The following is a 22140-nucleotide window of genomic DNA, read 5'->3' as shown; positions in this document are numbered from 1 at the left end:
CACAACGCCGCTGGGGCGGTTTTTCGGAAGTCCGACCAAGACCTAAAGCTTGCGTGCAGTTTGCCAGTCTAGGTCAACTATGGTGTTGACGTTAAAAGGCTTTCCATCTTTGGTTTTTAGTGAGCCTTGATCTTGCAGAATATTCGCTAACTCTTGCATCCGCGCCAATTCTTTCGGCATTAAGGCCGCATTAAATGTCTGCGTTTTAATCGCATCGGTGATCACGACATCACGTGGCAAATCCCCATGCTTCAGCGTTTTTAAAGTGGGTTCTGCAATAAAGTAAGGCGAGATCAGCTTCGATGCCGCCGCTGGATCTTTCGTCAGCAATTGAATGGCTTCGCGTTGTGCATCAAGCGATTTCCACACTGCATCGCGACGTTTGGTCAACGTTTCGCCGGATGTGATGACGACCATGCACGGGAATGGCCAGACCGCGCCGACTTCATAAATCTGGGTTACTGGCGCGACTAGTTTGGCAATGCTGGCTTGCGGTTCGAACAGAAACGCAGCATCTACGCGCTTGCCGACCAGCGATTGCACCGCTACTTGCGGGCTAACGCCGACGATATTGATATCGTCCGCTTTGAGACCGGCGGCTTTCAGGCTGACGCCTTTAAGTACTGTGTCGGCGGTGCTGCCTTCCGCTTGCGATGCTAGTGTCTTCCCTTTGAGACCAGCAACGTCCTTGATGCCGCTATCATTGCGCACCACCAGAGCATGATAGCCATGCTGCGCACCGGCGACGACTTTCAGGTCGGCACCTTTGGACGCCCACGCTACCGCGTTCGTAAAGCCTAAAACCCCGGTGTCCATTTGACCGCCAAGGATGGCCTTGATCAAGTCGGTGCCCGATTTAAATTCAACCAGTTCTACATCCAGACCATATTTTTTATACAGTCCGCCTTCGAATGCGGCAATCGCTTGCGCATCATCCATTACGCGCAGATAGCCGATTTTGAATTTTTCCGCTGCTGACGCCTGGCTGGTGAATGCCAGAGCGAGTAGGAGCATTGTTGGAATCAGCAGAAATTTTTTCAGTTTGATATTGATATTCATGCTGGTGTTCGTACTTTTAAGTACACGCTTGTCGATCTTCATACGCCAACTCCTTCCAGGGTTTTAGACAGTTCATCCTGATCGGCGTGAATGCCGAGCAGACATAATATTTCTCGCCGTATTGTCGAAAACTCAGACAAATCGTGGGTTTTTTCGTGATGGGTCAGGTTGAATTCGCGCAATACTTTAGCCGGACGCGGGCTAAATACCAAAATCCGGTCCGCAAGAAATAGTGCCTCATCCACGTCATGCGTCACTAATAACACGGTCGGATGATCGGCACGAATCAACTGGCGCAGCGCATCTTGCAACGTCATACGGGTCAACGCATCGAGAGCACCAAAGGGCTCATCCAATAATAACGCCTGCGGTTTGGTGATAAAGGCCCTTGCCAACGCGGCACGCTGGCGCATTCCGCCGGAAACCTGATGCGGATAGTAAGTTTCGAAACCTTCCAAATTAACTTTAGCGAGCCAAGCGCGGGCTTGGGTGCGTGCTTCCGCTTTAGCGATTTTCTGCAATTCCAGTGCCAGGGCGACGTTTGCCTCTAATGTTAGCCACGGATACAACGCGTTTTCCTGAAACATCAACATTCGCTCAGGATGTGGCCGGGTTATTTGTTTACCATCAGCAAGAACGCTACCGCTGCTGGCCTCGGCCAAACCCGCTGCGAGATGCAATAAGGTCGATTTTCCGCAGCCGGATGGTCCGACCAACGCTACCAACTCGCCGTCTTCGATGTCGCAATTGAAGTCGTCGACGACTGGCAAGCCGGAATATTGTTTATGAATATGATTAAAAGATAACTTCATCAGAAATGTGCAGTTGTTCTCGTAAATAATAATGGCCAGAGATGGCAGCAAAAAACGTGGCAATGGTCTTGCAAAATAGCGCAAACGCATTATTGCATCGTTGCTTAACGGAATAACCTTTAACGGTCAGAATAAGCACAATGTGCACATTGCTGCTTTCACCGGACTTTATCGGCGTTGCTATAAGGCTACAAGAACTTTTAGATTGTATGCTTATGCGAAAGCTGAAATTTGTTGTAAATTTAATAAAGTTTAATTTTTAACAATTCACCACCTGATCTAATTGCGTTAGTCAAATTTGGTCGGTCAACGCACGGCGGGCATCTGCGCCCATCTGGTTCAGCGCTGAATGAATATCCGGATACCGCAAGCGGACGCCTAACTCGGCTTTGATCCGGGTATTTTGCAAACGGCGTGATTCCGACATAAATGACAACAGCATCGGCGATACCTGCTGCGTAAGTTCTTCGCGTGGCAAGCGCGGTGCGGTCGGCAAGTCGAAAGCAGCGGCGACTGCATCGAAATAATCCGCCATCTTTAGCTCTGAATCATCGACTGCGTGATACACCCGCGACGGCGCAGCCTTATAAATTGCCGAAAAAATAATCTGTGCCAAATCGTCTGCATGAATGTGGTTGGTGTACACGTCCTCTTCTGCCCGTAGCGCAGGCGTGCCCTTTTTTAAACGTTCAATTGGCAACCGATTGGCTGCGTAAATCCCCGGCACACGCAGAATCGACAGGCGGCCGGAGCGACGCTTTGCCCACGCACGCAATACATTCTCAGCGTCAACGCGGCGCTGGGCGCGCGCATTATGCGGATTGACGGTGCGCGTCTCATCGATGGATCGCCCATCGCAATCGCCATATACGCCGCTCGTACTAATATAAACAAGCGTCGTGCGCTCGGGTAAAATAGCGGCCAGATTACGGGTTCGCTGATCCTTGCTTCCATGCGATTGTGGCGGTGCCAAATGTACAACGATTTGCGCCAATTGGCTTAACCGCCCTAGCGTGTGAGGATGATCCAGGTCTGCAAGTACCGGATGCGCTCCCGCATCGCGTAATTCAGCAAACCGGGCGACTTGGCTGGTGACAGCAAACACCCTGAACCGTTGTTGCAATAATGGCAACAATCGCATACCAACATCGCCACACCCCAAGATCATCAGGCGCGGCTTACCCAATTTGGAGAGTAACGTGCTGTTAGTAACCGAATTTTGTAATATTTTTTTCATAGTCAGGATTGTATGAGTTTTCAGGTAACTGTTCAGCCGAGCGGTCGGCAATTCACGTGTGACGAAGGCGAGACTATCTTAAGCGCAGCAATCCGTGCTGGTGTTGGTTTGCCTTACGGTTGCAAAAATGGCGCATGTAGTTCCTGCAAAGGCAAGTTGATGGTGGGCAACGTCACGCACGGCGCGCACCAGGAAAAAGCGCTACCAGTAAGCGAAGAAGCGCTGGGATTTTCCCTGTTTTGCTGCGCCACACCGCATTCCGATATCACCATCGAAGCCCGCGAAGTCGCTGGCGTTGGCGAATTTCCGGTACGCAAAATGCCATCCCGCATCTCCACCATTGAAAAAGTTGCCGACGACGTCGTTATCATCTCACTCCAATTGCCAGCAAACGAACGGCTGCAATATTTAGCAGGTCAGTATATCGAATTCATGCTGCGCGACGGCAAACGGCGTAGTTATAGTATGGCAAACGCGCCGTATAAAGAGGGGCAAATTTCGGTGCACATTCGCCATATGCCAGGCGGATTATTTACCGATCAGGTGTTTTCGACCATGAAGGAACGCGATATTTTACGTTTTGAGGGGCCGCTAGGGACCTTCTTTTTACGCGAGGATTCAGAAAAACCGATGGTATTTCTGGCGTCCGGCACCGGTTTCGCACCCATCAAAGCCATTATCGAGCAACTGATTCATAACGAATCGAGTCGCCCGATGACCTTATATTGGGGCGGTCGCCGCCCACAAGATATCTACATGCACGCCTTATGCGAAGAATGGGCGCGCACCATTCCACATTTCACCTATGTTCCCGTCATATCAAACGCGCATCAGGAAGATCAATGGACGGGTCGTAGCGGCTTTGTGCATCAGGCTGTCATGACGGATTTTGTGGATTTATCCAACTATCAAGTCTATGCCTGCGGAGCACCGATTGTCGTAGAATCGGCGCAACGTGACTTTATCGGGACTTGCAAATTACCGGCGGAAGAGTTTTATGCCGATTCGTTTACGTCAGAAGCCGATCTTTCCGGAGAGTGAATGTTTTTGCGTCAAGGCAAAACCAACTAAGCAACATAAAAAGCGTTGACGAAAAGTTGTTCCAATGTGAAATATTGCGAGAATATGCCGATGGCAGGTTTAAAGACATTACGGCGTTGCGGCAAGTTCTTGTAAGTTCTCATGAAAAACTTTTTGACGCATGCCGTAAAAGGCCCTAATATTAGCGACATGAATATGATCACTACACTTCTCCGACGTCATACGCCAATACCCCAGCCCGGTATGCCGTGCGCGTGAGCGTTTTTTGATCACGAAGCCACAGGCCATGCCTGTGGTTTTTTTTTGGCCATTTTGTTTTGAGGCGCGGTTCTCTCGTAACGCGCAACAAAAGTTTACAATGGATGGCCCGTACTTTTACCCTCGTTTTATTTGTTTTACTGACAATTTTTTAGCGCCTCTTCAGCGCCTTTATCCGGAGCCCGACCATGGAATTCAACCAGTTTGCCGTCAACGATTTGATGTATATCACCAACCGCCCACCGCTGGTCTTCACCGAAGGCCGCGGGATGTGGATGACAGATCACAATGGCAAGCGCTATCTGGATTACCTGCAAGGTTGGGCAGTCAACGCGCTAGGCCATTCACCACAATGCATACAAGATGCATTGGTGGTGCAATCGAAAAAAATCCTCAATCCTTCACCCGCTTTTTACAACGCTCCATCGATTGAATTAGCGTCGTTACTGACCGTGAATTCCTGCTTTGATCGCGTATTTTTTGCCAATAGCGGAGCGGAAGCGAACGAAGGCGCCATAAAACTAGCCCGTAAATGGGGAAAAAAGAATCCTAACAAAGCAGGCCAGAATCGCTTTGAAATCATCACGTTTGACCACAGTTTTCATGGTCGAACTCTGGCAACCATGTCAGCCAGCGGCAAACCAGGTTGGGACACGATCTTTGCGCCACAAGTCTCCGGATTTCCAAAAGCCGACCTCAACGATCTGGCAAGCGTCGAGCGCCTGATCAACGACCGCACCGTGGCAGTCATGCTGGAACCAGTGCAAGGCGAAGGCGGCGTCCTACCTGCAACGCGAGAATTCATGCAGGGCCTACGCGCCCTGACCGAGAAACACGATTTACTGCTCATCGTCGACGAGGTACAAACTGGTATGGGCCGTACCGGCCAATTGTTTGCTTACCAACTTTCGGATATTCAGCCCGATATTATGACGCTCGGCAAAGGTATTGGCGGTGGTGTGCCATTAGCTGCCTTGTTGGCGCGTGAAGATGTCGCGTGCTTTGAACCTGGCGATCAAGGCGGCACTTATAACGGCAATCCGTTAATGACCGCGGTTGGCACTGCGGTTCTGAAGACTTTGCTGGCGCCCGGCTTTATGCAATCGGTTAACGATAAAAGCGCCTATCTCAGCGCCGAACTACTCAAACTATCTGAGAAATATGGCATGAACGGTGAGCGTGGTGAAGGGTTGCTGCGCGCACTCAAATTAGGCAAAGATATCGGTCCGCAAATCGTCGACATCGCACGCGATATGGGTCCAGTCGGCTTATTATTAAACTCGCCGCGCCCTGATTTGCTGCGTTTTATGCCCGCGCTCAATGTCACGATTGCAGAAATAGATCAAATGATTTCAATGTTGTCGGATGTACTGGATCAAATTAAAAATAAAACCGCCGCATTGAATATTGCTTAGAATGCGGTTTGCATTCAGCTGAGTGAGTGCCATGACCTTTGTCTTCGGGCGTCCTATGACGATAGTAAAAACTTTTTGTATATGTTGTTGCGCTTTGCTTTTAGCAGCGTGTGGAAGCGGCGGCGACAACATTCGCAAAAATCCGCAGTCTGGCAGCGCCTATATGAACTCGCATGTTGCACCGAGTGATTTGGGCAACGAAATCGTCATTTATTCGCTCGGGCTGATTGATACGGATTACCGCTTCGGCGGTAAAAATCCTGAAGCGGGACTCGATTGCAGTGGCATGGTCAGTTATGTCTTCAAACAGGCTGCCGGCCTCAATGTGACCGGCAGCGCAGCAACCATCGCCCGACAAGGCAGAGAAGTACCAAAAAGTGAATTGCGACCGGGTGATCTGGTATTTTTTAATACGATGAATCGGCCGTTTTCGCACGTTGGTATTTATATCGGCGATGGCCGTTTTATTAACGCGCCATCAACCAACGGCAAAGTCAGAATAGATCGTCTCGAGACCAAATATTATGCGCAACGTTTTGAGTCGGTGCGGCGGTATTTTGATTAAGTGGGACGAAGTAGTGAAACGCTTTGATGAGCCGGTTTGGTTCGGTGTCGATCACAAGTTAATTGAAATTACTTCCACTTCATAGAAGTCGCAGCAGAGGATTGATCAACACCCAACTCGACAATTCATCATACCCGAGCGCAATCGATGTATCAGGATAGATTCTTAGACCGGCGTCAATACTGCCTGACCGGAAAAATGCCGATTAGCATTCTCCAGAAATAAGTTTACCGTCGCATCCACCGATTCCGGCGACCAACCAGCGACGTGCGGCGTCAACACCACGTTCGGCAAGTGCATCAACTGTTGCGGCGGCAATGGTTCGCTCTCGTACACATCTAAACCGGCTGCGGCGATGCGGTGCTGCCGCAATGCTTGCGATAATGCCTCTGTATCGACCACACTTCCGCGCGCGATATTGACCAATACGCCAGTTGGCCCAAGCGCATCAAGGACGGGACCATTCACCAGGTGACGCGTTGCTTTACCTCCAGGTGTCGCCACCACCAAAAAATCAGCCCATTGGGCCAGGCCTAGTAACGAATCAAAATAGGTAAACGGCACATCATTGCGAACCGAGCGACTGTGATAACCGATTTCCATATCAAATCCGAGTGCACGCCGGGCAATTTGTTTCCCGATAGTGCCAAGCCCCAGAATTCCAAGCCGCTTGAACGATACGCTTGCTGGCAATGGTAGTGCAGTCCGCCAAATGCCTTGATGTAACGCCACGCCCAGTTGCGGAATCCCACGCACCGCCGCCAGCAACAATCCCATTGCATGATCGGCAACGCACGCGTCGTTTGTACCAGCACCATTCGAGACGATGATCCCGCGCGCACGAGCGGCCGCGATGTCAATTTCTTCGTATCCGGCACCCAATGCGCAGATCAGTTCCAACTTTGGCATCGCGGCGATTTCATCCGCTGTTAATCCTATGCTGCCGATTGTCAGCACAGCTTGAAAGTGTATTCCGTTGGTAGTAATCGCTTCGGCGCGCTGCTTCAGGTTCGGCGCGTATAAAACCTCGTAACCCTGTTTAATCTGTTCCAGATGTTCATCGGAAAAAGCACTGAGAATAAGCAGATTGGGTTTCATAATATCGGGCATTTTGGCGCATTAACGAAAGTCAGTATGTTACCGTTCAATCGTCACATCTGCTTGGCGCCATCATTTCCGAACGACTACCGTAAAGACGCGCAATATGGCGTAGTGACTTGACGGTGGTGCATTGCAAATTACTCCTGCTTCAGACGATCCATGATTTGCGCCACATTAAAACGCATCATGCGCAAATAGGTCGGGGCATCCCCATTAGCCTGCGACAATGCATCCGCATATAACTTGCCGCCAGGCTTAACGCCAACCTCATCGCTGATTTGTTGCAATAGCTTCGGATTACTCATATTTTCAAAAAAGAGCGCTTTGCTATGCTCCTCACGGATTTGCCGGATCAGCATCGCGACATCTCTGGCACTTGGTTCGCTTTCGGTTGAAACGCCTTGTGGGGCAAGAAAACGTACCTTAAAGTGTGCGCCAAAATATTCGAATGCATCATGGGAGGTGATCACGTTACGGCGTGCGTCGGGAATTTGCGCAAATTGCGCTTGTGCCCAATTATCCAGTGCCACTAATGCGCGCGTATATTCGGCACCATTATTTTTATATGCTGTAGCGTTGGCTGGGTCAGCCTTGCTCAGTGCGGCAACAATATTGCGGATGTAGACCATCACATTAGCCGGATCTTGCCATGCATGCGGATCAAGATGATGCCCGGCATCGCCGCCGTCCGGGCGTTGACGGGCTGTTATACCATTGCTAACGACCACTACTGCACCTTTGTAATTTGCCGCATCGGCAAGCCGCTCAATCCAGCCCTCAAAACCAAGACCATTAATGACCACGACCTTTGCTTGCGCCAATGTTCTCACGTCTTTTGGCGTCGGCGCATATACATGCGCATCTTCGTCCGGCCCGACCAGCGTCGATATGCTGATGTGTTCCCGGCCAACATTGCTGACGATATCGCTGAGTATGCTAAAGCTCACCACGACCGGCATTTTTGTGGCCGCCGATGCAGAACTGCTGACTATCGTTACTATAACCGCCGCCATCATCATGGATAGAAATTGCTTAAAACGCATCATGCGATACTCCTTGAGGATTGGAATCAAAAACTATTAGGCACGGCGCTGCTGGGCCGACGACGTCGGCCCACAAAACACAAAACTAGAAAGAGCTGGCGTAGAGCGCCATCGAGAACTAAACGTCAAACCTCGAAAAATCGGCAACCAAACCGATCACAAAATTGACTCTGGTCGATTATTTTTACGTTCCGCTTTCATCCGTCAACTGACAAGTCGCTCCTGGTAATTGTTCGCAAATCAGGCAAGCCGATGCGGTCGCTTCCATAATTTTGCCAACCAACCACGCGGTGCGATCAGCAACGAGATCAAATACAGTCCACCGGCGCAGACAATGATGGTCGGACCGGAAGGGGTTGATGTGTAATACGATAACAATAAACCGATATAACCCGCCGCTGCCGCTTGCAAAGCGCTGTTGAGCAATTGTGCGGGCAAAGTATCATGCCAAAGACGCGCAGAAACTGCTGGCAACATCATCAATCCCACCGCCATAAGCGTACCCAACGTCTGAAAAGACGCCACCAGATTGAGCACTACCAGCATCAAAAATAGTTGCTGGAATAGTGCACCACGTGCGCCCTTGACACCGCAAGCCGCCAGAAACGAGGCGTCAAAACTTTCCAATACCAGCCCGCGATACATCATGGCACCTACTACCAAACTGATCGTTGTGACACCGGCGACCAGAAACAAGCCTTCGCGATCGACCCCAAGTACGTTGCCAAAAAGAATATGTAATAAATCTAGTTTGGAGCCGTTGACCGAGATCAGCATCACGCCCAGTGCCAGCGCGATCAAATAGATCGACGCAAGACTGGCATCTTCCTTTAAATCGGTATGGCGACTGATCAACGCGGCAATCGCCACCACAATCACGCCAGCCAGAAAGCCACCGATGCTTAACGCTGGCAGCGACAAGCCGAATAACATGAATCCGACTGCGACACCCGGCAGCACGGCATGGCTAAGCGCATCACCAAACAGACTCATCCGGCGCAACGTCAACAACACGCCAAGGGGCGCACTGCTGAGCGCAAGCGCCAGAATACCGATCAGAGCGCGCCGCATGAAGGCAAACTCCTGAAATGGCGCTAAGGTAAATTGATAAAACGTGGTCAACCAATGCAGGGAGAAAAAACTCATGCCGTCGTCTCCGGCTGGCAAAATGGTGCGTTCGGATCCTGCGCTTCAGGCATATTTTTAGCCAGCCGCAAATGATCGTCGGTTAATACGTGTGTCGTGTCACCCCATGCCACCAGGCGCCGTGCCAGCAATACCGATTGGGGAAAATAGCGGCGCACCTGTTCGTTGTCATGCAACACAGCAATCACGGTGCGCTTTTGCGCATGCCATGACTGTACGATCACCAGCAAATCTTCCGTCGTCTTTGCATCCACGGCATTGAACGGTTCGTCGAGCAAAATTAGCTCGGCATCCTGCAACAAAATCCGCGCAAACAAGACACGCTGAAACTGTCCCGCCGACAAACTGCCAATGGAGCGATCAGCAAATCCATCCAGGCCAACCGCATGTAAGGCGGCATCGCCTTTTTCTGACATTGCCTTCGTAATCCCACCAAATAACCCGGCACTTTGCCAATAGCCCAGCAATACGCAATCCATCACTGAAATTGGAAAACCGCGGTCAATCTCAGCTTGCTGCGGCAAATACGCGATACGCTTGCGCGCAATGCTGATGTCGACGCGACCGCTATCGATGCGAACCAATCCTAGCAAGCTTTTCAATAAGGTACTTTTCCCTGCACCATTCGGGCCAATAATCGCGGTCAGTGAACCGGATTCAAAGCTTCCGCTGATATGGTGCAAAGCCGGATGCTGACGATAGGCGACCGTCAGGTTGTGCAACGTTACTGCCGGTTTCATCCTGTCGCTCCCGCCAGTGCCCACCAGACGCCAACCCAAAATAAAACGCACACGGGAAGTACCAGCATTAGTCGAAACCATGCCGAACGCGCCAGCATACTACTGCGCTTTTTATTCATAAGGGAGGACGATTTGATCGACATCTTAGCTTTATATTTACAACAAATTGTTTAGACACGATCGGGCCACAAAAGGGCAAAACCGCGGCAAACCCAAGGCAAAACCAAGTCCGAACCGGCTCTATTTTTGCTCTATGGTCTCTTTACATTCGCCCACTAGTTGCTCTTTGTAATCAGATGAAAGCCAATTGCAACCTAGTTGCAGCGTGCCGATTATAGTGCAACCAAGTTGCATTTGGTGGTTTTAACCGCCACATTTTATTGTTTTTTTTGTGTCAAACCAATCGTTGCCGAATACAAAGCGACTGAACTTCTCCACTTGTCATTAATCAAAATTGCATCACTTCAAAGGCAGTTCAAATTCGGAACACTGCCAATGCAAGAGTGTTCCAAAATAAAACAGCAGTGGTTTTATGTTTGTGACATGGGCAATTTGAAACTGATAAATTTATCCCATAACGGATAGGTGATAGTTAATATCCATGCGGGTTTTCAGCGATTTACGGCAAAAAAATTCCGGCTAATAATCTGCGGAATATTGATTGGCACGACCTTTGCAAATAGGTTGAGTGCCTGTTGCACCTTGGCCTAACGCCAACTTGGTAATCAATTAACTAAAATCCCTTTCGGAGGACGACATGAATCTAGCAGACATCACCAAACTAGGCATTAAAAATCCCTTCAAGCAACGTTACGACAATTTCATCGGTGGAAAATTTGTCCCACCGGTAAAGGGTGAGTATTTTGAAAACATTAGTCCTGTTCTCGGTCGCGCTTTTTGCGAAGTAGCACGATCCAGCGCAGAAGATGTCGATCTGGCATTAGACGCCGCACATGCCGCTAAGCGTGCCTGGGGCCGGACTTCACCTGCCGACCGCGCCAACATCCTGCTTAAAATCGCAGACCGGATGGAAGCTAATCTGGAGTTGCTGGCTATTGCCGAAACGATCGACAACGGTAAACCTCTGCGCGAAACAACATTAGCCGACATTCCATTGGCTATTGATCATTTCCGCTATTTTGCCGGTTGCATCCGTGCCCAAGAAGGCACTGTCGCGACCATCGATGCAGAAACTTACGCTTATCATTTCCATGAGCCTTTGGGCGTCGTTGGTCAGATCATTCCGTGGAATTTTCCAATATTGATGGCAGTCTGGAAAATGGCACCGGCGTTGGCGGCAGGCAATTGCATCGTCCTTAAGCCAGCTGAACAAACACCAGCCTCGATTATGGTGTGGATTGAACTAGTGCAAGATTTGTTGCCACCGGGTGTGCTTAATATTATTCAAGGTTTCGGTCTGGAAGCAGGCAAACCGTTGGCTTCGAGCAAGCGGATTGCCAAGATCGCTTTCACCGGTGAAACTACTACCGGCCGCCTCATCATGCAATACGCATCGCAAAACATCATCCCTGTAACGCTGGAACTAGGCGGCAAATCGCCTAACATCTTCTTTGCTGATGTCATGGATCAGGACGATGCGTTCTTTGACAAATGCCTGGAAGGCTTTGCCATGTTCGCGCTAAATCAAGGTGAAGTGTGCACTTGCCCATCACGCGCGTTGATTCAAGAATCGATCTATGACCGCTTTATGGAACGTGCATTAAAACGCGTAAAAGCCATCAAGCAAGGCAATCCACTCGAAATGAGCACGATGATCGGTGCACAAGCATCGCAGGAACAGCTCGAAAAAATTCTGTCATACATCGACATTGGCAAACAAGAAGGCGCCAAGTTGCTCACCGGCGGCGGTCGCACGCAACATGGCGGTGATCTGGATGCGGGTTATTACATGGAACCAACCGTGTTCGAAGGTAATAACAAAATGCGCATCTTCCAGGAAGAAATTTTTGGACCTGTGTTGTCTGTCACGACTTTCAAAGACGAAGAAGAAGCGCTGGAAATCGCCAACGACACATTGTATGGTCTGGGCGCAGGGCTGTGGACACGCGATGGCTCACGTGCTTTCCGTATGGGTCGCGAGATTCAAGCGGGTCGGGTCTGGACTAACTGTTATCACCTGTACCCTGCGCATGCAGCATTTGGTGGTTACAAGCAGTCTGGTATCGGTCGTGAGAATCACAAGATGATGTTGGATCACTATCAACAAACCAAAAATCTGTTGGTCAGTTATAGCCCTAACGCTTTAGGCTTTTTCTAAAGTTCGCTGCTAGATTGTAATGTGGACTCTGCTTTACCGCCGGTTAAGGCAGAGTTCAATTTTCTTAGGATTTACGCAAAATCGTCCCAGCAACAGCTCAGTAGCAGGTTTATCGCCCCTATTTTACGAAGCTTATGCCGCATTATAAAATTGTGAAGCATAGCGCCGCTGGTGCGGATTTGCGTAAGTCCTATTTTTCACGAAAGGCCTTTCTTATGTCAACTACCCCCGCCCGAGTCGTTGCGACTGAAGCGACGCTAGAATTGCTACAAACGCTAAGAAAAAGACATGGTGCGCTAATGTTTTTTCAATCCGGCGGCTGCTGCGATGGCAGTGCCCCCATGTGTTACGCCCGAGACGATTTTCAGGTTGGCGACGGAGATGTGTATTTGGGTGAACTGGATGGTGAACCGTTTTATATCGGCGCCGAGCAATTCGAATACTGGAAACATACGCAATTAATCATTGACGTTGTCAATGGCAACGGTGGCATGTTCTCACTAGACAACGGATCAGGACGTCGCTTTTTGACGCGATCAAGGCTGTTTAGCGATGAGGAATACGATGCATTGGCAAAGTTGCCCCAACTGCTTGGAAAACAGACAGTATCCTGACCCAAACTAAAGCAGTCTGGTCCGGACTGACGATAGCTAAAATCCGATCAGCAGCTACCAAGCCGGGTCGTTAAATTCCTGCGATTCAGTATTAGTCGCCGTATTTCATGGTTTGTTAATTGTGGTTCATTCATCACGCGTGAATCACCGCCCCGATGATACTAAAAAAGCCACATCGACGCCAAAGAAACGACGCGCGACGTTCAACGCGCTTCTATTGCCGTTGGCATCCTCGGCCAACTTTTAGTTTATATCAGCTAATATCGGCTTATCTCTGCTAATCTCTGTAAATACGTCGTTCGGCTCCGCTTTGGACCGCACGTTTTTTCAAACGTAAAACAGGCCGCCTATGCACCGTCCGATTGTCCGGTTCAGTCACGTGGTAGGGACTAAAACCTACCAATTTCGCGACCTGAAAGACCTGATGGCAAAAGCCACTCCCACACGCTCGGGCGACCATCTGGCGGGTATCGCTGCCGCCAGTGCCGAAGAGCGTGTCGCTGCACAGATGACTCTGGCGGCGCTGCCACTAACCACATTCCTTAACGATTTACTGGTCCCCTACGAAAGCGACGAGGTCAGCCGATTGATTATCGATGACCACGATGCCAATGCCTTCGCCGCCATCCGACACTTAACGATTGGCGACTTCCGCAACTGGCTTCTGAGCGACGCTGCCACAGAGTTATTACTCACTGCGATCGCGCCCGGCATCACGCCGGAGATGGCGGCAGCGGTCTCAAAAATCATGCGCGTCCAGGATTTGATTCTGGTTGCCAAAAAATGTCGCGTCGTCACCCGCTTCCGCAATACCATTGGACTAGCTAACCGTCTATCGACCCGCCTGCAACCGAACCATCCGACCGATGACGCCACAGGAATTGCCGCTAGCATTCTAGACGGCTTGATGTATGGCAGCGGCGATGCGGTGATTGGTATCAATCCGGCCACCGATAACGTCGGGCAAGTCATCAAACTGGTATCGATGCTGGATCAGATCATTCAACAATACCGCATTCCTACTCAATCCTGCGTGCTGACGCATGTCACCAACACGATAGAAGCGATCAACCGCGGCGCTCCCGTGGATTTGGTATTTCAGTCGATTGCTGGCACCGAGGCAGCCAACCAAAGTTTTGGGATCAATTTGAATTTGTTGGATGAGGCGCAGCAAGCAGCGCTTTCTTTGGGACGCGGCACCATCGGCAACAACGTCATGTATTTTGAAACCGGGCAAGGTAGCGCCCTGTCGGCTAACGCCCATCATGGGATCGATCAGCAAACCTGCGAAGCGCGTGCCTACGCGGTTGCCAGAAAATTTAAACCGCTTCTGGTGAACTCAGTAGTTGGCTTTATTGGTCCTGAATATTTATATGATGGGAAGCAAATAATCCGCGCCGGTCTGGAAGATCACTTTTGCGCGAAGTTGTTAGGATTGCCGATGGGTTGCGATGTCTGCTACACCAACCACGCCGAAGCGGATCAAAATGACATGGACGTTTTGCTGACATTGCTGGGCACAGCCGGTTGCAATTTCATCATGGGTGTGCCCGGATCGGACGATATTATGCTGCACTATCAATCGACTTCATTCCACGACGCACTTTACGCCCGACGCGTATTGGGGCTAAAGCCAGCGCCCGAATTTGAAAAGTGGCTGCAAGACATGCAAATATTTTCCGGCGATGGCACGTTAATGCTTAAAGAGGAACTACCACCGGCGTTTAAACACGCCTTGTTGCGTCTGCCGTGATAGCGCACTTGGACAACCGCACTCCCGCAAGCGGCGAGATAATAAGGACAGAAACGAAGGACAGAAACGGGTTAATTAAGTATGACTAAACCAACGGTTATTACCAATCCATGGCAACTCCTGCGCCAATTTACGAGCGCAAGGATCGCGCTCGGCCGTGCCGGAATAAGTCTGCCAACTGCCGTTCAATTGGACTTTCAGCTAGCCCATGCAAGGGCGCGTGACGCCGTGCATCAGATGCTGGATACCGAAAAAGTGGCGCAAGCGCTAACTGACTGCGGCGTTAGTCAACAGAATGCATGCGTTACCTTATCAAGCGTCGCTCAAACCCGGGATAGCTATTTGCAGCGACCAGATTTTGGTCGAAAACTGTCCCCTTCTTCGCATCAGATTCTGGAGGCGTTATCAGCGCCGCTTAAAGATTCAACCACCATAAAAACTCACACTAGCCAGCGGCACGTTGATCTGGCATTCGTAATTGCCGATGGCCTTTCTGCATTGGCGATTGAACAAAATGCAGCAACTTTTCTTGCTACGCTCATGCCGTTGCTAAAAGCCGAAAACTGGTCAACTGCACCCTTTACAATCGTACGTCAGGGACGTGTGGCTATTGGCGATGAGATTGGTGAATTGCTAGGCGCAAAGATGGTCGTAGTGTTGATCGGCGAACGCCCCGGTCTAAGCTCGCCAGACAGCATGGGCATTTATCTGACATGGCAACCGCATGTGGGCTTGACCGATGAAAGTAGAAACTGCATATCAAATATCCGCCCTGCCGGATTAAGCTATCCAGACGCAGCAGGTAAACTACATTATTTGCTATCCGAAGCATTCAGTCGGCAGTTAACCGGGATATCGCTGAAAGATGGCACTATCAACGATCCCACTCTCAAACCGGCATCACGTAATTTTCTAATAGAAAAAGAGTGACGGAAAATCAATTGTAAGCCAATCATATTGACGTATTTATATCGATAAAGAGGCGAAGGTATTAGAGCGTGAGATGGTAAAACTACCAAGCAAGCGAATAACGGGATGGCAGATAACATTAGAATTTATTGCCGAATAATAAAGTCCAGCTTCGTGCATAATCGTCTTATGCAATCATCCAATGACACAAAAGACATCATCACAAACCAGTCGCCACCAGCATCAGAAAAATCTCGGGCGGCGTTAAAAGCGATTGCTACGTTTGAGGGTATTAAGGGGTTGGCCGCTTTAGCCGCTACGCTAGGCTTGCTGGACCTGCTGCACCATGATATTCGCCATCTGGCGATCGAGTTGATCGGTCATTTTGGCATGGACCCAACTGCGCATTATCCGTCTATTTTTCTGCATTACGCCGACGTCTTGAATGACGAAAATCGCCGCAACGTCGCGTTGATCGGATTGGCCTATATATCGCTGCGTTTCACAGAATGTTATGGCCTTTGGAATAATCGCGCCTGGGCGACCTGGTTGGGTGCGATATCGGGTGGAATCTATATTCCTATCGAAATTCGCCATCTTGTTTTGCATCCATCCTTGACGAATGCTGCGGTGCTGGCCGGAAACGTTTTTGTGGTGGCTTATCTGGTGTTGCAAATATGGCTAAAACGCACTGCGGAACGCAACACGCGCTAAAGCTTTTAATGGCTTCAGCGCGTGCGCTCCTTCATCGCAGAATTACTTCATGGTGTTACTTCTGAGTTACTTCACTGAGTAACCTCATCCATCTGTACAGCCGACCATTTATCCAGCATTTAAGTTGAAATATCTTTCAAGTCAGGATGTTGCGGTCGCGAGCCATACCACGCCATGACGAAAAATAGCACCGACAATATGCAAGATCCTACTAACAGGATGAATCCGCCATCCCAGCCCCAATGATCCACGGTGGAACCTAAAAGCGCACTGGCTGCGACTGAACCGCCAAGATAACCAAACAGACCGGTGAAACCAGCGGCGGTTCCTGCAGCTTTTTTCGGTGCCAGTTCCAGCGCGTACAAACCGATTAACATGACGGGCCCATAAATCAAAAAGCCGATAGCGCACAACGCAGCGATATCTATGCCGGGATTGCCAGCCGGATTGAGCCAATACACCAATGTCGCGATGGTGACCAGAATCATGAAGACAATTCCAGTCAAGGCACGGTTGCCTTTAAAGATTTTGTCTGACATCCAGCCGCACAATAATGTCCCAGGAATACCCGCCCATTCGTACATAAAATAGGCCCAGGATGATTTATCGATGCTGAAGTGTTTGACTTCGCGTAGATAAGTCGGCGCCCAATCCAACACGCCATACCGCAGCAAATAAACAAATACGTTGGCAAAAGCGATGTACCACAATAATTTGTTATTTAGTACGTAGCGAAACAGAATTTCCTTAGTGGTCAGTTCTTCTTCGTGGGATTTGTCGTAGCCTTCCGGATAATCGTTTTTATACTCTTCTACCGGCGGCAGTCCACAAGATTGTGGTGTGTCACGCATCATAACAAACGCGAAGATGGCAATCGCTACCGCTACCGCTGCGGGTACATAAAAGGCTGAACGCCAATCATTGAACCAACCCATGCCGAGAATAAAGAGCGGCCCGATCATTCCTCCACCAACATTGTGCGCAATGTTCCAGACCGAGACGACACTACCGCGCTCTTTCTGAGACCACCAATGCACCATCGTGCGCCCGGACGGCGGCCATCCCATACCCTGAACCCAACCGTTGATGAACAGCAGCGAGAACATGATTGTGACGCTAGATGTTGCCCAATGACTGAACCCCATCACGAACATGACTGCGGCCGAGACGAGTAAACCGAAAGGTAAAAAGAAACGTGGATTCGAACGATCAGAGACCATTCCCATGAGAAATTTTGATAAACCGTAGGCAATGGCTACACCCGACATGGCGAATCCTAGCTGCCCTCTGGTAAATCCTTGCTCTATCAAGGCTGGCATTGCCAATGAAAAATTCTTACGCACCAGATAGTAACCAGCGTAACCAAAAAAAATACCCAAAAAAATCTGCCAGCGTAAGCGGCGATAAGTGGGGTCAATTTTTTCTTTGGATAATAAGGCTTGATGTAACGCTGGGCGAAAAATATTGAACATTATTTTGTTGTCTCCGATACGGTTGGCATTTATGCAAATAGTTGACTTCAATTACATGACGCAATGCCATTTCATGCGGCAAGGATTCCGTTGGTCGCTAGCGCGCCACACGTTTCAAATCGATATTTGCACAATGATGGCAAAATGTTCACATGAGAACAATTTCCCAATAGAAATATAACACTCTATCCGCAGTTACTCGGCTATAAATGTTCGATTACGAACATTTAAGTAATAAAGCTATCATTAACGCGCATGTAGAATTACCTCTCTACGAACAATGGCGACGTGTTGATAGCGATGTAATAACATATACGTGATAGGCGAAATAGAGGGAGCGACGGAGAGTAAAGCGGGGGAACATAGGCTGTTTAACCATAAAAGTGCAAACAACAAAAAAGCATACTGCAGTCGTCAAGCTTTCGACCACCCGATTGCTGTTTTAATTATTTAGCTTATTTACATCGATACAAACTGACAGACGCCCAATAAAGGAAGAGACATGACTGCTGAATACCAACACCAGGGAAACATCGCCCTTATCACTATTAACAATCCACCCGTGAACGGCATGGGTTTGATAACCCGCACGGCGATGGTTGATGGCATACAAAAGGCGCTCAGCGATGACGCGGTCAGGGCGATTGTTATTACCGGTGCAGGTCAGGCCTTTTCTGGCGGCGCCGATATAAAAGAATTCAACTCGCCAAAAGCATTAGCTGAACCGTCATTACATACCTTGATCAGCATTGTCGAAAACGCTACCAAACCTGTAGTAGCGGCGATCCATTCTGTCTGCATGGGTGGCGGCCTGGAATTATCGCTCGCATGTCACTATCGGATCTCAACGCCAACAGCAAAAATAGGTTTACCGGAAGTCAAATTGGGTCTGTTGCCGGGCGCAGGTGGCACGCAACGTTTACCGCGTGCGGTAGGACTGAAACTTGCCGTGGACATGATCGTCTCCGGCAATCCGATAGCTGCGGAAAAATTGGCGACGACGGCCCTTTTCGATGCATTGATCATGCCGGAAGCAAATGGCGAATGGATGCCAGCCGTACTCGCTTTCGCCGACAAGATAGCCAATCTGCGACCACTACCTAAAGTCCGGGATCTTACAGTTTCTCATTCTGATTATCCTGACTACCAGGCTTTTTTGCAGACCGCACGCGCGATCGTCGGTGGGACGTCAGAGCAATTTCCCGCTCCATTAAAATGTATTGACGCGATTGAGGCTGCAATCACCAAACCATTCGACGATGGCCTGCAATATGAACGTGACTTGTTTCTTGCGCTGCTACAAACAACCACCTCCAAAGCGATGCGCCATGCATTTTTTGGCGAACGTGCAGCCAGTAAAATTGTGGGGCTTTCTGCGGACACACCACGTCGACCAATTACCTGCGCGGCGGTCATCGGCGCTGGTACGATGGGCGGCGGTATCGCCATGAATTTTGCCAATGTTGGCATCCCGGTCATGATACTGGAAACTAACCCTGATGCTTTGAAAAAGGGTATGGCGATCATTCGAAAAAATTATGAGAACACGCTCAAAAAAGGCAAACTAACGCAAGACAAAGTTGACCAACGGATCGCTCTGATCACGGGCACGCTGGACTATGCAGCGATCAGCGATGCAGACATTGTGATCGAGGCCGTATTTGAAGACATGGAAGTCAAAAAAGCGGTCTTTAAGACCCTCGATAACATCATGAAGCCCGGTGCAATTTTAGCCTCCAACACGTCGACGCTGAATCTGAATGAAATTGCAGCGTCCACCAAACGTCCCCAGGATGTCATCGGCATGCATTTTTTCAGTCCTGCAAACGTCATGCAACTGCTGGAAATTGTTCGCGGTGAAAAGACCGCCGACGACGTTTTGGTAACCACCTTGGCACTGACTAAAAAAATTCGCAAAACTGGCGTTGTTGCGGGTGTCTGCGATGGATTTATCGGCAACCGCATGGTGGAACAATATGTCCGTCAGGCTGGATTTTTGCTAGATGAAGGTTGTTTTCCGGAGCAGGTTGATAAAGCAATTGAACGGTTTGGCTGCGCAATGGGGCCGTTCCGGATGAGCGATCTGGCTGGCAACGACATCGGCTGGGCTATCCGAAAACGACGCGCGATCGATACACCTGAAATGACGTACTCAAAAACTGCCGACCTACTGTGTAAACTGGGACGTTTCGGTCAAAAAACCGGGGCTGGATGGTACGACTATAAAGCGGGCGACCGCAAAGCCTATCCATCCGCATTGGTCGATAACCTGATCACAAAAAACTCCAAAGCTAGTGGTGTCGCACGTCGGCAAATAAGCGATCAGGAAATCGTAGAACGATTGATATATTCACTGATAAACGAGGCGGCGCTTTTACTGGAAGAAGGAATCGCACAACGTGCCTCTGACATCGATATGGTGTATCTGACCGGTTATGGATTTCCTTTATTCCGCGGTGGCCCTTTGTTTTATGCTGATACAGTTGGCTTAAAAAGTGTTGTCGCGGCAATCGAAAAATACGCGCAAGGTTTGCACGGAGAAGCATGGAAAACCGCTCCCTTACTCGCACGCTTAGCGGCACAAAAGAAAACTTTTAACTAGACGCTATGACCGTCTTACACACCTCGACACAAAAAAATATAGTGGGTAATGTTAACGGCGCAGGACGCCGCCTGTCATTATGGCCATCAATGTCATTGCGTTCGGGGCGACGCCAGGCGTCATCGCGATGATTAATGCAGCGACTTCCTCTACTCCTACATAAAGAAGTGACAACGCCCGACATTCAGGCAACATGGTTATCTCTATCATGCTCACCATAACCAATGGTGGATAGTCAAAATCATGGACGTGACAATTATTCGAGAATACAAAGGCCAAAAAATTTACGTTTTTACCCACCTCAATTCGGCCGGGTGGTTAATTAAGGTAAATCTGGAAAACGGTATCGAATGGAAAGATGAGAATACCTTCATAGGATCTCTTGAAGAAGTGGGCCAGGAAGGCGTCAGACGGGGACAACAGCTTATAGACAATCGCCTATAATTTTTTTAGTATTACTGCAAACTATCTGATGCAAGTCGCAGCGCAGAACCCAGTTTGCAATGAAATTTGTGAACATTTGTAAAAACAAGAAACTATAACTATAGTATTTATAGGCGACTATATACTTTACGCATTGCTGATCAGCGCAATGATAATTTATTAGAAAAGAATGGAGAGAGAAGAGCCAGCGCATCCACTTCAAATTACTCTCTCATTTTTTAAAATTTAGCCGTAAAAAAATAATATAGTTGCGGCTCACGTTCAATGACGCTAGACTTTTTCACCCACTGCTAAACTACGAAAGGAAATACCATGGAACATGGAATTCTCGCTTGGCTCATCATCGGTGCTATCGCCGGTTGGCTCGCTGGTGTCTTGGTTAAGGGCGGCGGCTTTGGTATTTTGGTCGACATTCTTGTTGGTATTGTGGGGGCATTCATCGGCGGCTGGCTGGCCGGTCTGATCGGCATCGGCGTCAGTGGTGGCATGATCGCTTCGATAGTCACAGCAACGATTGGTGCGATTGTACTGCTCGTCATCGTACGACTGGTGAAACGCGCATAGCAATTCATGCTGGCCTATAACTTATAGCAGCATGCACTGTCTTTCAATAACCTCAGAAGGTTATTGAAATTTCTCAATTCGCTACAAGGTAAGGCAAATATAACGACTCCGACGCTTAAATGTCCGAGTCGTTTTTTTATTTTTTGCGACTTATACGCTCATCACACTAGAGCCCACGATATTTTTCATGTCGACATATTTGACACGTCTGAATTGGCACATATCGCCCTCAATTAAATAATCGTTTTGGCTCTTTTTGACAAGCATAGTGACGCCCTTCGACGCGCGAATATCTATTGCGTATTCTGGTCAACGTGACCGCTCATTCTGGCCGATCGTGACCGCTGCGCCTGCGATGTTGTTACGCGGTTAA

The 22140-nt window shown here is 49.3% G+C and carries 19 protein-coding genes; 10 read left to right on the top strand and 9 right to left on the bottom strand.

Annotation, left to right across the window (positions count from 1 at the left end; genetic code table 11):
* Nucleotides 1–42: 42 nt before the first annotated feature.
* The 3 genes from QN379_RS03785 to QN379_RS03775 form a co-directional block, all read right to left on the bottom strand.
* Nucleotides 43–1047 carry an ABC transporter substrate-binding protein gene (locus QN379_RS03785; RefSeq protein WP_323506119.1) on the bottom strand — a complete coding sequence of 335 codons (1005 nt, stop codon included), beginning with the start codon at nucleotides 1045–1047 and terminating at the stop codon, nucleotides 43–45.
* Between the two features lie 50 nt (nucleotides 1048–1097).
* A complete protein-coding gene (locus QN379_RS03780) occupies nucleotides 1098–1871 on the bottom strand; it encodes an ABC transporter ATP-binding protein (RefSeq protein ID WP_323506118.1) in 774 nt (257 codons plus the stop codon).
* Nucleotides 1872–2163: 292 nt separating this feature from the next.
* Nucleotides 2164–3108, bottom strand: a complete 945-nt coding sequence (locus QN379_RS03775; protein WP_322236217.1) for an SDR family oxidoreductase — start codon at nucleotides 3106–3108, stop codon at nucleotides 2164–2166.
* Nucleotides 3109–3120: 12 nt separating this feature from the next.
* Here QN379_RS03775 and QN379_RS03770 point away from each other — a divergent pair, with 12 nt between their 5' ends.
* The 3 genes from QN379_RS03770 to QN379_RS03760 all read left to right on the top strand — a co-directional run bounded on the left by QN379_RS03770 (nucleotide 3121) and on the right by QN379_RS03760 (nucleotide 6387).
* Nucleotides 3121–4149, top strand: a complete 1029-nt coding sequence (locus QN379_RS03770; protein ID WP_323506055.1) for a CDP-6-deoxy-delta-3,4-glucoseen reductase — start codon at nucleotides 3121–3123, stop codon at nucleotides 4147–4149.
* A 446-nt stretch (nucleotides 4150–4595) separates the two neighbouring features.
* Nucleotides 4596–5822 (top strand): acetylornithine transaminase, encoded by a 1227-nt coding sequence (locus QN379_RS03765; RefSeq protein WP_323506054.1) that lies wholly within the window; start codon nucleotides 4596–4598, stop codon nucleotides 5820–5822.
* 55 nt (nucleotides 5823–5877) lie between these two features.
* Nucleotides 5878–6387, top strand: a complete 510-nt coding sequence (locus tag QN379_RS03760; protein WP_322236211.1) for a C40 family peptidase — start codon at nucleotides 5878–5880, stop codon at nucleotides 6385–6387.
* 165 nt (nucleotides 6388–6552) lie between these two features.
* On the opposite strand, the gene QN379_RS03755 is transcribed toward QN379_RS03760, so the two are convergent.
* The 4 genes from QN379_RS03755 to QN379_RS03740 form a co-directional block, all read right to left on the bottom strand.
* Nucleotides 6553–7485 carry a 2-hydroxyacid dehydrogenase gene (locus QN379_RS03755; RefSeq protein WP_416186864.1) on the bottom strand — a complete coding sequence of 311 codons (933 nt, stop codon included), beginning with the start codon at nucleotides 7483–7485 and terminating at the stop codon, nucleotides 6553–6555.
* Between the two features lie 140 nt (nucleotides 7486–7625).
* Nucleotides 7626–8534 carry a metal ABC transporter substrate-binding protein gene (locus tag QN379_RS03750; protein ID WP_323506053.1) on the bottom strand — a complete coding sequence of 303 codons (909 nt, stop codon included), beginning with the start codon at nucleotides 8532–8534 and terminating at the stop codon, nucleotides 7626–7628.
* A gap of 237 nt (nucleotides 8535–8771) precedes the next feature.
* Nucleotides 8772–9677 (bottom strand): metal ABC transporter permease, encoded by a 906-nt coding sequence (locus QN379_RS03745; RefSeq protein WP_322236205.1) that lies wholly within the window; start codon nucleotides 9675–9677, stop codon nucleotides 8772–8774.
* Nucleotides 9674–10417 carry an ABC transporter ATP-binding protein gene (locus tag QN379_RS03740; RefSeq protein WP_322240474.1) on the bottom strand — a complete coding sequence of 248 codons (744 nt, stop codon included), beginning with the start codon at nucleotides 10415–10417 and terminating at the stop codon, nucleotides 9674–9676. Before QN379_RS03740 ends, QN379_RS03745 begins: the two co-directional genes overlap by 4 nt.
* Nucleotides 10418–11174: 757 nt before the next feature.
* Between QN379_RS03740 and adh the strand changes: the two genes are divergently transcribed.
* The 5 genes from adh to QN379_RS03715 all read left to right on the top strand — a co-directional run bounded on the left by adh (nucleotide 11175) and on the right by QN379_RS03715 (nucleotide 16685).
* Nucleotides 11175–12695, top strand: a complete 1521-nt coding sequence (gene adh / locus QN379_RS03735; protein WP_322236203.1) for an aldehyde dehydrogenase — start codon at nucleotides 11175–11177, stop codon at nucleotides 12693–12695.
* A gap of 215 nt (nucleotides 12696–12910) precedes the next feature.
* Nucleotides 12911–13309: a DUF779 domain-containing protein gene (locus tag QN379_RS03730; protein ID WP_322236201.1), complete on the top strand. Its 399-nt coding sequence runs from the start codon at nucleotides 12911–12913 to the stop codon at nucleotides 13307–13309.
* Between the two features lie 349 nt (nucleotides 13310–13658).
* On the top strand, nucleotides 13659–15062 hold the full coding sequence (locus QN379_RS03725) for an ethanolamine ammonia-lyase subunit EutB (protein WP_323506052.1): 1404 nt from the start codon (nucleotides 13659–13661) through the stop codon (nucleotides 15060–15062).
* A gap of 81 nt (nucleotides 15063–15143) precedes the next feature.
* Nucleotides 15144–15992 carry an ethanolamine ammonia-lyase subunit EutC gene (eutC, locus tag QN379_RS03720; protein WP_323506051.1) on the top strand — a complete coding sequence of 283 codons (849 nt, stop codon included), beginning with the start codon at nucleotides 15144–15146 and terminating at the stop codon, nucleotides 15990–15992.
* A 168-nt stretch (nucleotides 15993–16160) separates the two neighbouring features.
* The gene (locus QN379_RS03715; RefSeq protein WP_322236195.1) at nucleotides 16161–16685 is read left to right on the top strand and encodes a DUF2127 domain-containing protein; all 525 of its coding nucleotides are present in this window, start codon (nucleotides 16161–16163) and stop codon (nucleotides 16683–16685) included.
* Between the two features lie 119 nt (nucleotides 16686–16804).
* Here the strand turns inward: QN379_RS03715 and glpT are convergent, their stop codons facing one another.
* The gene (glpT, locus tag QN379_RS03710; protein WP_323506050.1) at nucleotides 16805–18157 is read right to left on the bottom strand and encodes a glycerol-3-phosphate transporter; all 1353 of its coding nucleotides are present in this window, start codon (nucleotides 18155–18157) and stop codon (nucleotides 16805–16807) included.
* Nucleotides 18158–18659: 502 nt separating this feature from the next.
* Here glpT and QN379_RS03705 point away from each other — a divergent pair.
* A complete protein-coding gene (locus tag QN379_RS03705) occupies nucleotides 18660–20759 on the top strand; it encodes a 3-hydroxyacyl-CoA dehydrogenase NAD-binding domain-containing protein (protein ID WP_323506049.1) in 2100 nt (699 codons plus the stop codon).
* A 51-nt stretch (nucleotides 20760–20810) separates the two neighbouring features.
* Here the strand turns inward: QN379_RS03705 and QN379_RS03700 are convergent, their stop codons facing one another.
* Entirely contained in the window at nucleotides 20811–20954 is a 144-nt protein-coding gene (locus QN379_RS03700; RefSeq protein ID WP_323506048.1) for a hypothetical protein, read from the bottom strand.
* A gap of 561 nt (nucleotides 20955–21515) precedes the next feature.
* On the opposite strand from QN379_RS03700, the gene QN379_RS03695 reads away from it, so the two are divergent.
* Nucleotides 21516–21767, top strand: a complete 252-nt coding sequence (locus tag QN379_RS03695; protein ID WP_322236185.1) for a GlsB/YeaQ/YmgE family stress response membrane protein — start codon at nucleotides 21516–21518, stop codon at nucleotides 21765–21767.
* Nucleotides 21768–22140: the final 373 nt, after the last annotated feature.

This window comes from Glaciimonas sp. Gout2 (assembly GCF_035018905.1).
GTDB lineage: Bacteria > Pseudomonadota > Gammaproteobacteria > Burkholderiales > Burkholderiaceae_D > Glaciimonas.
The sequence above is the reverse complement of the archived record's forward strand: the minus strand, read 5'-3'. Positions and strand labels throughout refer to the sequence as shown.

Excerpts from the sequence above, each read along its gene's own strand:
- QN379_RS03780 (WP_323506118.1), bottom strand. The coding sequence starts at position 1,871 with ATGAAGTTATCTTTTAATCATATTCATAAACAATATTCCGGCTTGCCA.
- QN379_RS03775 (WP_322236217.1), bottom strand. The coding sequence starts at position 3,108 with ATGAAAAAAATATTACAAAATTCGGTTACTAACAGCACGTTACTCTCC.
- QN379_RS03770 (WP_323506055.1), top strand. The coding sequence starts at position 3,121 with ATGAGTTTTCAGGTAACTGTTCAGCCGAGCGGTCGGCAATTCACGTGT.
- QN379_RS03765 (WP_323506054.1), top strand. The coding sequence starts at position 4,596 with ATGGAATTCAACCAGTTTGCCGTCAACGATTTGATGTATATCACCAAC.
- QN379_RS03760 (WP_322236211.1), top strand. The coding sequence starts at position 5,878 with ATGACGATAGTAAAAACTTTTTGTATATGTTGTTGCGCTTTGCTTTTA.
- QN379_RS03755 (WP_416186864.1), bottom strand. The coding sequence starts at position 7,485 with ATGAAACCCAATCTGCTTATTCTCAGTGCTTTTTCCGATGAACATCTG.
- QN379_RS03750 (WP_323506053.1), bottom strand. The coding sequence starts at position 8,534 with ATGATGCGTTTTAAGCAATTTCTATCCATGATGATGGCGGCGGTTATA.
- QN379_RS03745 (WP_322236205.1), bottom strand. The coding sequence starts at position 9,677 with ATGAGTTTTTTCTCCCTGCATTGGTTGACCACGTTTTATCAATTTACC.
- QN379_RS03740 (WP_322240474.1), bottom strand. The coding sequence starts at position 10,417 with ATGAAACCGGCAGTAACGTTGCACAACCTGACGGTCGCCTATCGTCAG.
- adh (WP_322236203.1), top strand. The coding sequence starts at position 11,175 with ATGAATCTAGCAGACATCACCAAACTAGGCATTAAAAATCCCTTCAAG.
- QN379_RS03730 (WP_322236201.1), top strand. The coding sequence starts at position 12,911 with ATGTCAACTACCCCCGCCCGAGTCGTTGCGACTGAAGCGACGCTAGAA.
- QN379_RS03725 (WP_323506052.1), top strand. The coding sequence starts at position 13,659 with ATGCACCGTCCGATTGTCCGGTTCAGTCACGTGGTAGGGACTAAAACC.
- eutC (WP_323506051.1), top strand. The coding sequence starts at position 15,144 with ATGACTAAACCAACGGTTATTACCAATCCATGGCAACTCCTGCGCCAA.
- QN379_RS03715 (WP_322236195.1), top strand. The coding sequence starts at position 16,161 with ATGCAATCATCCAATGACACAAAAGACATCATCACAAACCAGTCGCCA.
- glpT (WP_323506050.1), bottom strand. The coding sequence starts at position 18,157 with ATGTTCAATATTTTTCGCCCAGCGTTACATCAAGCCTTATTATCCAAA.
- QN379_RS03705 (WP_323506049.1), top strand. The coding sequence starts at position 18,660 with ATGACTGCTGAATACCAACACCAGGGAAACATCGCCCTTATCACTATT.
- QN379_RS03700 (WP_323506048.1), bottom strand. The coding sequence starts at position 20,954 with ATGTTGCCTGAATGTCGGGCGTTGTCACTTCTTTATGTAGGAGTAGAG.
- QN379_RS03695 (WP_322236185.1), top strand. The coding sequence starts at position 21,516 with ATGGAACATGGAATTCTCGCTTGGCTCATCATCGGTGCTATCGCCGGT.